Source organism: Asaia platycodi JCM 25414, assembly GCF_000614545.1.
GTDB classification, from domain to species: Bacteria; Pseudomonadota; Alphaproteobacteria; order Acetobacterales; family Acetobacteraceae; genus Asaia; species Asaia platycodi.
Window position 1 is genome coordinate 13328 of sequence record NZ_BAKW01000003.1, and the last position, 12841, is coordinate 26168.

The 12841-nt window shown below is 60.2% G+C and carries 10 protein-coding genes and 3 pseudogenes; 7 read left to right on the forward strand and 6 right to left on the reverse strand.

Annotation, left to right across the window (positions count from 1 at the left end; translation table 11 throughout):
• Positions 1-2 precede the first annotated feature (2 nt).
• The 5 genes and pseudogenes from trpC to JCM25414_RS03355 form a co-directional block, all read right to left on the reverse strand.
• Positions 3-914, reverse strand: coding sequence for an indole-3-glycerol phosphate synthase TrpC (gene trpC / locus JCM25414_RS03335; protein ID WP_025840723.1), 912 nt, complete (start codon positions 912-914; stop codon positions 3-5).
• Positions 911-2043, reverse strand: a pseudogene (gene trpD / locus JCM25414_RS16665) (anthranilate phosphoribosyltransferase). The gene trpC and the pseudogene trpD overlap by 4 nt, the downstream one beginning before the upstream one ends.
• A complete protein-coding gene (locus JCM25414_RS03345) occupies positions 2044-2640 on the reverse strand; it encodes an anthranilate synthase component II (RefSeq protein WP_025840724.1) in 597 nt (198 codons plus the stop codon).
• Between the two features lie 41 nt (positions 2641-2681).
• A pseudogene (gene trpE, locus JCM25414_RS16670) lies at positions 2682-4153 on the reverse strand (anthranilate synthase component I).
• The gene (locus tag JCM25414_RS03355) at positions 4150-6069 is read right to left on the reverse strand and encodes a peptidylprolyl isomerase (protein ID WP_025840725.1); all 1920 of its coding nucleotides are present in this window, start codon (positions 6067-6069) and stop codon (positions 4150-4152) included. Before JCM25414_RS03355 ends, trpE begins: the two are co-directional and overlap by 4 nt.
• A gap of 237 nt (positions 6070-6306) precedes the next feature.
• Between JCM25414_RS03355 and tpiA the strand changes: the two genes are divergently transcribed.
• The 5 genes and pseudogenes from tpiA (at position 6307) to JCM25414_RS03380 (ending at position 10465) form a co-directional block, all read left to right on the forward strand.
• Positions 6307-7056 carry a triose-phosphate isomerase gene (gene tpiA / locus JCM25414_RS03360; RefSeq protein ID WP_025840726.1) on the forward strand — a complete coding sequence of 250 codons (750 nt, stop codon included), beginning with the start codon at positions 6307-6309 and terminating at the stop codon, positions 7054-7056.
• A gap of 34 nt (positions 7057-7090) precedes the next feature.
• Positions 7091-7456: a preprotein translocase subunit SecG gene (gene secG, locus JCM25414_RS03365; protein ID WP_025840727.1), complete on the forward strand. Its 366-nt coding sequence runs from the start codon at positions 7091-7093 to the stop codon at positions 7454-7456.
• Positions 7457-7548: 92 nt separating this feature from the next.
• Positions 7549-9178: pseudogene (locus tag JCM25414_RS16675) on the forward strand (CTP synthase).
• Positions 9175-10002, forward strand: a complete 828-nt coding sequence (gene kdsA / locus JCM25414_RS03375) for a 3-deoxy-8-phosphooctulonate synthase (RefSeq protein ID WP_025840728.1) — start codon at positions 9175-9177, stop codon at positions 10000-10002. Before JCM25414_RS16675 ends, kdsA begins: the two are co-directional and overlap by 4 nt.
• Positions 9992-10465 carry an OsmC family protein gene (locus JCM25414_RS03380; RefSeq protein ID WP_025840729.1) on the forward strand — a complete coding sequence of 158 codons (474 nt, stop codon included), beginning with the start codon at positions 9992-9994 and terminating at the stop codon, positions 10463-10465. The genes kdsA and JCM25414_RS03380 overlap by 11 nt, the downstream gene beginning before the upstream one ends.
• Here JCM25414_RS03380 and JCM25414_RS03385 read toward each other — a convergent pair.
• Positions 10453-10941, reverse strand: a complete 489-nt coding sequence (locus JCM25414_RS03385) for a DUF3429 domain-containing protein (RefSeq protein WP_025840730.1) — start codon at positions 10939-10941, stop codon at positions 10453-10455. The genes JCM25414_RS03380 and JCM25414_RS03385 overlap by 13 nt on opposite strands.
• 100 nt (positions 10942-11041) lie before the next feature.
• Here JCM25414_RS03385 and eno point away from each other — a divergent pair, with 100 nt between their 5' ends.
• Positions 11042-12322: a phosphopyruvate hydratase gene (gene eno, locus JCM25414_RS03390; protein WP_025840731.1), complete on the forward strand. Its 1281-nt coding sequence runs from the start codon at positions 11042-11044 to the stop codon at positions 12320-12322.
• 112 nt (positions 12323-12434) lie between these two features.
• Entirely contained in the window at positions 12435-12764 is a 330-nt protein-coding gene (locus tag JCM25414_RS03395; protein ID WP_025840732.1) for an FtsB family cell division protein, read from the forward strand.
• Positions 12765-12841: the final 77 nt, after the last annotated feature.

The following is a 12841-nucleotide window of genomic DNA, read 5'->3' on the forward strand; positions in this document are numbered from 1 at the left end:
CGTTAGAGCGTCCCGAGAAGTCGGCGGGCAGCATGGCCGGGATCTTCTTCTCTCAACAGACTTTCGCCGACAAGGATGCCACTGGCGCCGACTTCGCCAACACGCTTCACATCTTCGAGGGTGCGAATACCGCTCTCGGAAACCAGAATGCGATCGGGGGGCACAAGCGGGGCGAGTCTGGCCGTCGTTTCCAGATCGGTCACAAGACTGCGCAGATTGCGATTATTGATACCGATCAGCGAGGTATCGAGTGCCAGCGCGCGATTGAGCTCCGCCTCATCATGCACTTCACAAAGCACATCGAGATCGAGCCCGCGCGCCAGGGCAATCAGCTCCGCAGCTTCTGCATCGGTCAGAGCGGACAGAATGATGAGAATGCAATCGGCGCCAATCAGACGGCTCTCATGCACCTGCCAGGGGTCCAGAATGAAGTCCTTGCGCAGGATCGGCAGCGGGCAAGCTTCCTTGACCGCCTTGAGATCTTCGATCGAGCCATGGAAGCACGACCCTTCGGTCAGAACCGAAAGACAGATCGCTCCGGCTGCCTCATAGGCTTTCGCGATCGCAACCGGATCGTAATCGGGCCGCAGAACACCCGCAGAGGGCGACGCTTTTTTTATCTCCGCGATCAGTCCGACACGCTGATCGGCAGCCATCTGCTTGAGCGCCTGGCCGAAGCCACGCGTCGGGACATTGACCTCACGCGCGCGCGCCGTGATCTCCTTGAGGGGCATGATGAGCGAGCGCTGCTCGACATCAATGCGGGTACGCGCACAGATGCGGGCCAGCACGTCGGGCATGTCGCGCCCCGATACGGGAAGAGCGGTATCTTCCTGCACGATCGTGCCCGGCACCTGCACATCCGGATAACCGGAAGGCGTGTCATGAGTCGGTGTGGACGATTGATCGGTCATGTTAATCCTGACGTGTGGATCAAAGAGGATGAGCGAACCGGCTCGGCAGGTAGACGAGTGCTCTGGAGAGAACTCCCCTGCTGGGCATGAACGAGTGCTGAGAGAGCAAGTCCGCTATCAATGGCGTTTGCCGCGATTTCGATATTTCTGCAAAGAAGAGTGGGGACGATGGTACCGTTTTCAAGAATGGTCGAGCGTCCGCTAACATGCAGAGCGACAGCCGCATTCAAAAGCACGGTATCGCGATAAGCCCCCTCCTGACCGGAAAGCATATCGAGCAGCTTGCCGGCATTATGGGCGGGATCCCCCCCGGCAATGTCGGCGATTGGCCGACGCGCCAGGCCCGCCATATCGGGTGTCAGCACAAGCTCGAGAAAGCGCCCCTCGTCCCAGGCGCGGATATGAGACACGCCGGCGAGCGTGATCTCGTCGCTCCCGCCGAAATCGGTTTCGCCATGCACTGCCCAGACACGCTCGGCACCAAGCGATGCCATGGTCTCGACCACAGGCGCAGCCAGCGCTCGTCATAGATCCCGATCATCTGGCGACGCACCTGCGCCGGATTGCAGAGCGGGCCGATGAGGTTGAAAATAGTACGAAAGCCGAGGGTCGTTCTTACCGGGGCGGCAAAGCGCATGGCAGGGTGATGCAGCGGTGCTGCCAGAAAAGCCAGATGCTCGTCACGCAGACGTCTGGCCTGCTCCTCAAGATCGTCACAGGGCGCAATACCGAGCGCCATAAGCGTATCCGTGGCACCGGAACGAGACGAAAGCGCGCGATTGCCATGTTTGGCAACCGGCACGCCCAGCCCGGCCAGCACAAAGGCCACAGCCGTTGATACATTGAGCGTACCAAGCCCATCCCCGCCCGTTCCGCAGACATCCATCGCGTCTTCGGGCGCAAAAGGCAGGCTGGTCATGCAGGCACGAACGGCCCGCACGGCGCCACTCAACTCATCGACCGTTTCACCTCTCAGCCTGAGCGCCATCAGGATCGCGGCGAGTTGTTCGGCAGGAACATTTCCCTGCATGATCTGGGTAAAAAGAACTTCGGTCTCTTCCCGGGTCAGCCGCCTGCCCTCGGCCAGATGACGCAGCGTCCCGGTCACGCTGCCTGCATTGGTTTCCATTCAGGCCGCTTGCCTTTTCTGACGCGCAGCCCGGGCGATATTGAGAAAATTCGCGAGCATCATCTGACCGTCTTCCGAAGCGATGCTCTCGGGATGGAACTGAACCCCGTGTACGGGAAGCGTTCGATGACGGACCCCCATCACCACGCCGTCTGTCGAGCGGGCGTTGACGATCAGACTGTCGGGAATCGTCTCTGGAGCGAGTGTCAGGCTGTGATAGCGCGTTGCCTGGGTCGGGCTCGCAAGCCCCTGAAACACGCCGGTGCCGTCGTGAGAAATGGCATCGACCTTGCCATGCATCGGGCGCGGCGCGCGCACAACACTGGCACCGAACACCTGACCGATGGCCTGATGACCAAGGCAGACCCCGAGAACCGGGATAGTCGGGGCTGCAGCCTCGATCAGCGCGCAGCAGATTCCTGCCTCATTGGGGGAACACGGACCAGGCGAAATCACGATCGCCTCTGGCTTCATGGCCATCGCCTCCCCGACGCTCAGCGCATCGTTGCGCCAGACCTCGCAGGCTTCGCCCAGCGCCCCGAAATGATGGACGAGGTTGAACGTGAAACTGTCGTAGTTGTCGATCAGCAATATCATGGCATCAAGATGGCGTCGTCTGGGGTGAAGGTCAAATCCGGTTACATTCCGACGCCATCGCTGGCCTGCTGAACTGCCAGCTCGGCGGCGCGAAAAATGGCGCGCGATTTGTGACGCGTCTCCATCTCCTCGCTCGCCGGGTCGCTATCGGCAACGACACCGCAACCGGCCTGCACATACATCCGCCCCTTGTTCAGAATCGCCATGCGCAAGCCTATACAGGTATCCATGTCGCCGTCGGCGCCGATATAGCCGATACAGCCCGAGTATGGGCCGCGACGGGTCACTTCCAGCTCGTCGATGATTTCCATAGCCCTGATCTTAGGGGCACCCGTCAATGTTCCCGCAGGAAACGCGGCAGAGAGCGCGTCGAGAGCATCGCATTCAGGACGAATCACGCCCTGAACCGTCGATGAGATATGCATCACATGACTATAACGCTCGACCACAAAGGACGACGGTACCGTCACCGAGCCCATGCGCGCCACACGACCCACATCGTTACGGCCCAGATCGATCAGCATAAGATGCTCGGCGCGCTCCTTCTGATCGGCCAGAAGCTCCGCTTCGAGACGCTCGTCGGCCTCGCGATCGACACCGCGTGGCCGTGTTCCGGCCAGAGGACGCACGGTGACCGCTCCTTCGCGCAGACGCACGAGAATCTCGGGCGAGGAACCGACGAGCGAGAACCCGTCCATTTCGACCAGAAAAAGGAACGGCGCCGGATTAACCCGGCGCAGGGAGCGATAAAGCGCCAGAGGCGGTAGAGGGAAATCGGTCTCGAAACGCTGACTGGGCACGACCTGAAAGGCGTCGCCTGCAGCAATATAGTCCTGCGCCTTGCGCACCTTGTCCATGAACGCTTCAGACGAAACCGACGAGACAGGGGCGGCAAGTTCTGAGCCTTGGCCAGAGATGGCGGCTTGTCGAGCGGAGCCGCGACCAACGCCGTGCGCGCCCGGTCGAGCAATGCCTGAGCGGAGTGTCGCGATAATCCGCCCTCGCGCATCGGTACGGCGAGATAAAGCTCGTCGCGCACCGAATCGAACACGGCAAACAGGCTCGGGCGCATCATCACGCCATCGGGCAGGTTCAGATCGTCCGGTGGTGCGTCGGGAAGCACCTCCATCTGACGCACCATGTCATAGCCGAGATAACCGAAGACGCCCCCGATCATGGTCGGCAGGCCCTCCGGCAGGTCAGCCCGGCTTTCCTCAATCAACTGGCGCAAAGAGATCAGGGGCTTGTCGGCGCTTTCCGCAAACACGGAGCCCGGCTCGAACGGTGCCGCATTGACCGATGCCACGCCATGAGCGCAGCGCCAGACCAGATCGGGAAGCAGGGCTATGACGGAGTAACGCCCTCTTGTCGCCCCCCCTTCGACGCTTTCGAAAAGCAGACGATAGGGACGCCCCTCACCCGATTGCGGCACAAGAGACGAGAGCTTCATGAAGGCCGAGACTGGCGTAAGCAGATCGGCGGCCTCAATGCTGTAGAGAAACTCGGTCGTCATGGCTGTCCTGCCACATCGCTCATGACCTGCTGCAGGACCGCCATGTTGGGAACCGGCTTTATCTCGCTTTCAAGACTACGCACGAAAACCTGCGGCACATCGGACTGAAGCGTCTGTTCGAGCTGCCCCTGCATGTTATCGCGCAGTGGTTTCGTGCTCTCGGGGCTGGCTGCCTCGGTACCCTTCACGGTGAAGACGTACACTGTGTCACCTACGGCGATCATGCCGGTCTTGTCCGGTGCCGTTGCAAAAATCTCGGAGAGCAGCGCCGAGGGCAGGCCCTCGTTCTGAATTCTCGAAATCAGAAGATCTTTCTGCATCGCGACTGCATCGGTCGTGCCCGCAACAGCCTTTTCGAGACCGCCCGATTTACGTGCCGCGAGCATGATCGTCGTGGCCCGCTCATCGGCCTGATGCATCTGCTGGGCCTTTAGCCAGTCATGCCCGACCTGCTCGCGCACACTTTCATAAGATTTCACGTGACCGGGCTCGATCGAGTCAACAAGCACCGCAAAGCCGCTATTGGCTGGCCCGTTGATAAGGGTCGGCTTCTCGCCCTTCTTCTGGGTGAAGATACGAGCGATGATCGCCTTGCGCGTGGCATCATCACCCGGCAACGGCGCCACCTCGCCATCTTTCGTCAGACCTTGGACATCGAGCGATCCCTGCGCAGGAACAGCGCCCAGATCGGTCGGCACCTGCTCGAGATCGGCACTCCCGGCAATGGCATCCTGTAGCGAGGCAAAACGCTGGGCCAGAAGCTGAGGCGCCTGCGAGCGGGCGATTTCGTCACGTATCTCGCCCTTGGCCTGTTCGAACTCCGTCTTGTGCGGCGGGGTGATGACCGTCACACGGAAAACGACCCAACCTGTCGGTGTCTCGACAGGCCCCTCAACCGTATTGGCAGAGGCTGCAAAAGCCGCTTTGGCCAGCTCGGGGCTCGGAATATCGATTTCGCGGGCATGCGGGAAAGAAACCGAGGCCGCTGCAGGATTGCTTTTCTGGATCGCATCCCAGTCCGGGTTGCTTTTCCACGACGCCGCCAAGGCCTGGGCGGCGTCGTGCCCCTGAACGGTCAGGACCTCGATATCGCGTGTCTCGGGCACATTATATTTCTGGCTCTCGAAATCATAAAGCTGCCTAAGCTGCGCATCGGGCACAACCAGACTGCGGGCAACGCTATCGGGCGAAAGCAGAATGATCTTGGCATGACGATATTCAGCCGAGCGATATTGCGCCTGATGATTGTCGTAGAAGCGACGAAGCTGAGCCTCCTCCGCAGCCGCCGGAACCGTCACGCTTGCGCTGTCCAGACGCAGCAGATCAGTCTTGTACTGGCGCGTGTTGTAGGCAAGCAGTTGATCGAGCACCGCAGAGGGCACGACCATCGTCTTACCCAGCCCTTCGAGCAGATCGCGGGCGCCGAGCTCATCGCGCACCGAGTCGAGGAACGGGCGCTCTGCAAGACCAAGCTGCTTGAGCTTTGCGTCGAAGATCTTGCGATCGAAACGACCGTCAGTCCCTTGGAAAACGCGGTACCCGAAAATTTCCTGACGCACGAGCGCGTCGGGAACCTTCATTCCATTGCGATCGGCAAGAGCCAGAACCTCGTTCTGCGCCAGGAGACGCTGCAGCACGCTCTGGGCCACTTCACGCCGCACGGCGGGCGTAAGCTGAGTGGGATCGGCCACACCCATCTGCTGGGCAACTGCAGGGAGCTGATTGCGAATGCTGCGGTCCAGATCCTGCGCGCTGATCCGGCGCGTCCCGATCGTAGCCACCGTGTCGGCCTGGCTGCCATTATAGGTTCCCAGCATGTCGCCCACACCCCATCCCACGAAAGCGAGAAAAATGAGGAGCGCGATAAGACGCCCGATCCAGGAATCGACAACAAAATGCCGCAAAGTCGAAATCATACGCGCTTGAGATCCGCAATTCGCCAGAGATTGAAGGACAGGACCATAGTAGCAGACGCCCTCCTTGACCAGACGGCGCCCCTGATCGTCACCCCACGAGGAGCCGCGCGCCCGGCGCCATCACAAAAGCTGTGATACAACTGACAGGAAGATGATGCGTATTACCGGGTTATCCCCTGTCCGGCTCGCAAAGACCTGAGCTATGCAGGTCCATCGCCGGGTAATGGAGAGACCGTCATGCGCCAGATGATTATGGGCAACTGGAAGATGCACGGCCTGCGCGAGGCAGGCACCGATCTCGCAAGCGAGATCACGGCAGCCATCGGCCCGATCCTTGCGACGCGCGATGTCGTCCTGGCACCCCCCTTCACGCTTCTGGGTCACCTCGCCCCGCTTCTGAGCGAAAATGGTATCGGTCTTGGCGCCCAGGATTGTCATGCAGAGATTGAAGGCGCCTATACAGGCGACATCTCTGCCGCAATGCTCGCCGATCTGGGCGTGAGCCATGTCATTCTTGGCCATTCTGAACGACGCGAGCATCATCACGAATATAATGCGCTCATCAGACGCAAGGTGCGTCGCGCCCGTGAGTACGGACTCTGCCCCGTCGTCTGCGTTGGCGAGAGCGGTCGCCAGAAGGAAGAGAACCTCGCAGAATCCTGGCTAACCAAGCAGATCGTCGAATGCCTGCCGCCGGAATTCGATGGCATACTGGCCTATGAGCCGATCTGGGCGATAGGCACCGGCAAAGCGGCAACGGAGCAGGATATCGAATCGCGCCTCGCTTTCCTGCATGACGCGCTCTCGCGTCATCTGGAAACGGATGACAAATCGACGCGTGTCCTGTATGGCGGCTCAGTCAAGCCCGAAGATGCCGCGTCCATCCTCGCTGTTCCCGGTGTGGGGGGCGTGCTCGTCGGCGGGTCCAGCCTGTCTGCCAGATCATTTCTCGGCATTGCGCAGGCCGGGCTTCCGTCGGCGTCCTGACGGCATATTTATCGTGTTTACCTGAAAGCCGGACATGACCACGCTTCTGCTCGTTCTCAATTTCTTCGTGACCATTGCTCTTATCGGCGTCATCCTCATCCAGCGGAGTGAAGGTGGTGGCCTTGGCATTGGCAGCAGCCAGGGAATGGGCTCTTTCATGACCGGCCGCGGCACGGCCAACCTGCTGACACGCACAACCGCTGTTCTGGCTGGCGTATTCATGGTGCTCTGCCTGCTTCTCGCCGTCCTCAACCGCGGGGCATCCTCCAATACCGGCAGCGACATTCTGGCTCAGCCTGCCCCGGCAGCCACCACCCCCGCCGCCTCGGTAACTCCTGCCGCACCAACGTCTTCCACCACCACTCCGGCTCCTGCCCCGGCTGTGCCGTCGAAGCAGTAAGGCAACAGGACGTAAAATTTCTGCCGTCAGAAGCGTTCTGACGGCATTCTTCTCGTTCCCTCTGAACGCGATCCAATGTAGGAGAGCCTTCCATGACTCGGTTCGTATTTATCACCGGTGGCGTGGTTTCCTCTCTCGGCAAGGGTATAGCTTCTGCTGCCCTTGCAGCTCTCCTCCAGGCGCGCGGCTACAAGGTCCGCATGCGCAAGCTGGACCTTATCTCAATGTCGATCCGGGGACGATGAGCCCTATCAGCATGGTGAGGTGTTCGTAACCGATGACGGTGCCGAGACCGATCTCGATCTCGGTCATTACGAGCGCTTCACCGGGGTTCATGCCCGCAAGGCCGATAACGCGACGACGGGGCGCATCTATTCCGAAGTGATCGCCCGTGAGCGTCGCGGTGACTATCTCGGGGCGACCGTTCAGGTCATCCCGCACATTACCGATGCCATCAAGGAAGCCGTCGTTGCCGGTACCGATGGCTACGATTTCGTGCTGGTCGAGATCGGCGGTACGGTGGGCGATATCGAGAGCCTGCCTTTCCTCGAATCGATCCGTCAGCTGCGTAACGATCTGGGCCACAACCAGACCATGTGCGTGCATCTAACGCTGCTTCCCTATATCCCGGCTGCTGGCGAGCTGAAGACCAAACCCACACAGCATTCTGTCAAGGAATTGCAGAATGTCGGGATTCAGCCGCAGATGCTGATCTGCCGCTCGGATCGCGCCATTCCGACCAATGAGCGCCGCAAGATTGCGAGCTTCTGCAATGTGCGCCCCGAGGCGGTGATTGCGGCCCTCGATGTCGATACCATCTACGCCTGCCCGATTTCCTACCACAAGGAAGGCATGGACGATGAAGTGCTGCGCTATTTCGGCCTGCCGGTCGAAGGCGAGCCCGATCTCAGCCGCTGGACGAAAATCGTCGAGACGCTCCGCCATCCCGATGGCGAAGTGCGCATCGCCGTAGTGGGCAAATACACCGCCCTGCTCGACAGCTATAAATCGCTTATCGAAGCACTCCTTCACGGGGGTATCGCCAACAAGGTGAAGGTTCGTCTCGAATGGGTCGAGTCCGAAACATTTGAAAAGAACCCGGAATCGATTGCCGCTCTCGGGCGTGTTGATGGCATTCTCGTGCCGGGCGGCTTTGGCGAGCGCGGGTCCGAGGGCAAGATCGAGGCGGTGCGTTACGCCCGTGAAAACGGCGTGCCGTTTCTTGGCATCTGCTTCGGGATGCAAATGGCCGTCATCGAGTGTGCACGTTCTCTGGCTGGCCTCGAAAAGGCGTCATCTACCGAGTTCGGCCCGACCGATGAGCCACTTGTCGGCCTGATGACAGAATGGGCACGCGGCAATGAAATGCTACGCCGCCGAGAGCATGGCGAAATGGGCGGCACGATGCGCCTCGGCGCCTATCCGGCCAAGCTCAAGCCTGGCTCACGCGCTGCCGAAACCTACGGCACGACCGAAGTGCGTGAGCGTCATCGCCACCGCTACGAGGTGAACGTCCATTACCGCGAGCAGCTCGAAGCAACCGGACTTGTCTTCTCGGGCATGTCGCCCGACGACGTTCTACCTGAGGTGGTCGAATATCCCGATCATCCCTGGTTCGTGGGCGTACAATATCACCCTGAATACATGTCCAAACCCTTCGCACCGCATCCGCTCTTCGCCGGCTTCATCGAAGCGGCGGTCAAGAAAGCCCGCCTCGCATGACGGATATTACGCTCGGCTCGCTGACCATCGGCAATAGCCAGAACTTCACCCTTATCGCTGGCCCCTGCCAGATCGAATCCCGCACCCATGCACGAGAAATGGCGGCGGGTCTCGCAGAGATCTGCGGTGCGCTCGGCATCGGCTGGATCTATAAGAGCTCTTTCGATAAGGCCAATCGCACCTCACTCAAGGCAGAGCGTGGCATCGGCCTGGCCGAAGGGCTGGATATTCTTGCAGGCATTCGCGCGGAATTCGGCTGCCCCGTCCTGACCGATGTGCATGACGCTGCACAGTGCAAGCCTGCCGCCGAGGCAGTGGACATCTTGCAGATTCCGGCTTTCCTGTGCCGCCAAACCGACCTGCTTCTCGCAGCAGGTGAGACGGGGCGTGCGATCAACGTCAAGAAAGGTCAGTTCCTGGCCCCCTGGGACATGGCAAACGTCGCTGCGAAGATCGCTTCGACTGGCAATGAGAAAATCATGCTCTGCGACCGTGGCACCAGTTTCGGATACAACACGCTGGTGAGCGACATGCGCGGCCTGCCGATCATGGCAGCTACCGGCTACCCGGTCGTGTTCGACGCGACGCATTCGGTGCAGCAGCCGGGCGGGCTCGGTGGTTCATCGGGCGGTCAGCGCCAGTTCGTCCCGACGCTTGCCCGTGCAGCCGTCGCAATTGGTGTCGCTGCGGTTTTCATCGAAACGCATGAAGACCCCGATCACGCGCCCAGTGACGGTCCCAACATGGTGCCCCTCTCGGAAATGCGCAGCCTTCTCACCACTCTTCAGGCCTTCGACAAGCTTTCCAAATCCAATGGGTTCTAAACGACATGTCTATTCGGTCGAGACCGAATGGACAGGCAATCACGGCCTCGGAACGCAGTCCTGGCATGTCTATGGCCGCAATCATGTCATTGCTGCCGAGGGCAAGCCCGTGATCCATGGCTCTGCAGATCCGAGCTTTCACGGCGACCCGACAGGCTGGAATCCTGGCGAGCTTCTGCTCGCCTCGCTGAGTGCCTGCCACAAGCTCTGGTATCTGGGGCTCTGTGCAGGGGCCGGTATCGTCGTCACTGCCTATCGCGATTCAGCCGAGGCCGTGATGATGGAAAACCCGCAGGGCGATGGCGAGTTCGAGAGCGCTATTCTGCGACCGGTTATCACCCTCGCCAGCGGCAGTTCGATCGCCCGCGCACAGGCCCTTCACGATCAGGCCCATGCGCATTGCTTCATTTCACGCTCGGTGAATTTTCCGGTTATCTGCGAACCGGTGTTTCAGATCGTATAAGGCTGAAGCGGCGCGCTCAGGCAAGCCGCCAGACTCAACACCACAATGGCGGTGAGCAACGCACGAAAGGGAAAATACCCTGCGGGCAGTGCGCCTTGACGATAAGCGGCACGCTCGGCAAGCAATACCAGCACAAAGCCGATCATCTCCATCAGAATGCCGCCACGCGGCGCCCAGACGACGCCCGCGTAAATGGCGATCCAGCTCCAGAGCGACGGCATCACGCCAAGAAACAGACGCCGACGATTGATCGCGCCCACGCCCTGCGCCGGCATGATGGCGGGCTGTTCAAGCGCCAGCCCCCAATGCACAGCGCCAAGGAAGGAAAGGATGCAGCCACCATAGGCCAGCATCGCCACCCCGATATGGGTAATCGGCCCCAGACTGCCCCAGAAGAGAGCGGCCATGGCCAGCCCTACGAAAGGCACCAGACCAGCAATACCAAGGAAAATAACGAGCGGTGACAGGGGTCTCACGGAATATCCATCCTCATTTCACATAACGCCAGTTGACAGCGTCGGTCTCTCGACGCCTTGTGATGCCCGAAGTTCGAACGTTCAAACAGGGAGCCCCCAAATGAGCGCCATTATTGATATCATTGCTCGCGAGATTCTGGATAGCCGTGGCAACCCGACCGTTGAGGTCGAGGTCGAACTGTCCTCCGGTGCCAAGGGGCGCGCTGCGGTTCCGTCCGGCGCCTCGACCGGCGCCCATGAGGCTGTCGAACTGCGTGACGGCGACAAGTCACGCTACGGTGGCAAGGGCGTTCTGAAGGCCGCCTCTTTCGCTGAAGGCGAGATCCTAGACGCCCTGCAGGGTGCTGAATCTTCCGACCAGATCGCCATCGACGAAGCGATGATCGAACTCGATGGTACGCCGAACAAGGCGCGTCTGGGTGCGAATTCCATCCTCGCCGTCTCGCTCGCCACGGCCAAGGCCACTGCGATCGAACTCGACATTCCGCTCTATCGCTATGTTGGTGGCGTCTTCGCCCATACCCTGCCCGTGCCGATGATGAACATCGTCAATGGCGGCCAGCATGCCGATAACCCCATCGACATCCAGGAATTCATGATCCAGCCGGTCGGCGCACCGACGATCATGGACGCCGTGCGCATGGGGTCGGAAATCTTCGCCCACCTCAAGAAGAACCTGCATGCTGCCGGTCACAACACGAATGTTGGTGACGAAGGCGGTTTCGCTCCGGGTCTGAAATCGGCTGATGAAGCACTGGGCTTCATTTCGAAGTCGGTCGAAGGCGCCGGCTATCGTCTGGGTGAAGACGTCACCTTCGCGCTCGATTGTGCCGCCACCGAATTCTATCGCGATGGCCGTTACAAAATGGATGGCGAAGGCCGCGACCTCGATTCATCGGGCATGATCGACTATCTGGCCGATCTCGCGGCGCGCTACCCGATCGTGTCGATCGAAGACGGTCTGGCAGAAGACGACTGGGAAGGCTGGGCAGAACTGACCGCAAAGCTCGGCCACAAGCTGCAGCTCGTCGGTGACGATCTGTTCGTGACCAACACCGAGCGTCTGGTTCGTGGCATCGAGAGCAACACGGCCAATGCGCTGCTGGTGAAGGTCAACCAGATCGGCACCCTGACAGAAACCCTCCGCGCCATGGAAACTGCCCATCGCGCTGGCTACAAATGCGTCATGAGCCATCGTTCGGGTGAAACCGAAGATTCGATCATTGCCGATCTTGCCGTGGCCACGAATTGCGGCCAGATCAAGACCGGATCGCTGTCCCGTTCCGATCGTACTGCAAAGTACAACCAGCTCATCCGTATCGAAAACGAGCTGGCGACCGCCGCTCGCTACGCAGGCCGCTCCATCCTGCCGCGCGTCTGATTTGACGAGGAGGGAGCGTTTTTTGCTCCTTCCCTCAAATGCGCGATTGTAAGCAGTGCTGCCGTACGGGTAAGATTACCCCCATCAGCCCGCTTGCTACCCTGGAGTTTCCGTGCAGATCGTTCGTGCCATCCGCCGCGTCGTGCGTGCCGTCGTTCCCCCTGCCCTGTTTCTCGGGCTGACGGCCTATTTCGGATGGAATGCTCTTCAGGGTGATCATGGGCTCAAAGCCTATCACCAGCAGCTCAAGCTCATGGATCAGGCCGTTCAGGCTCAGAAAGATGCCGATGACGAGCAGGCCGTCTGGAAACGGCGGATCACCAGCCTCAACGAGCGCGCGCTTGATGCCGATATGCTCGATGAGCGCTCACGGGCGATGCTAAATCTAGCGCGCAGCGGCGATACGGTCATTCCGTATGGGCCGCATGAAAAGCTCTACTAAGAGGGTTACCCGCTTCTTCACATCATGACGCAGCAAGCTCTGAGTGGCACCCCGCTTCGACCCTTGGATTCAGACAT

Bases quoted from the DNA above. Each gene is read 5' to 3' on its own strand.
- eno (WP_025840731.1), top strand. From the start codon at position 11,042: ATGAGCGCCATTATTGATATCATTGCTCGCGAGATTCTGGATAGCCGT.
- JCM25414_RS03380 (WP_025840729.1), top strand. From the start codon at position 9,992: ATGGGTTCTAAACGACATGTCTATTCGGTCGAGACCGAATGGACAGGC.
- kdsA (WP_025840728.1), top strand. From the start codon at position 9,175: ATGACGGATATTACGCTCGGCTCGCTGACCATCGGCAATAGCCAGAAC.
- JCM25414_RS03355 (WP_025840725.1), bottom strand. From the start codon at position 6,069: ATGATTTCGACTTTGCGGCATTTTGTTGTCGATTCCTGGATCGGGCGT.
- tpiA (WP_025840726.1), top strand. From the start codon at position 6,307: ATGCGCCAGATGATTATGGGCAACTGGAAGATGCACGGCCTGCGCGAG.
- JCM25414_RS03345 (WP_025840724.1), bottom strand. From the start codon at position 2,640: ATGATATTGCTGATCGACAACTACGACAGTTTCACGTTCAACCTCGTC.
- secG (WP_025840727.1), top strand. From the start codon at position 7,091: ATGACCACGCTTCTGCTCGTTCTCAATTTCTTCGTGACCATTGCTCTT.
- trpC (WP_025840723.1), bottom strand. From the start codon at position 914: ATGACCGATCAATCGTCCACACCGACTCATGACACGCCTTCCGGTTAT.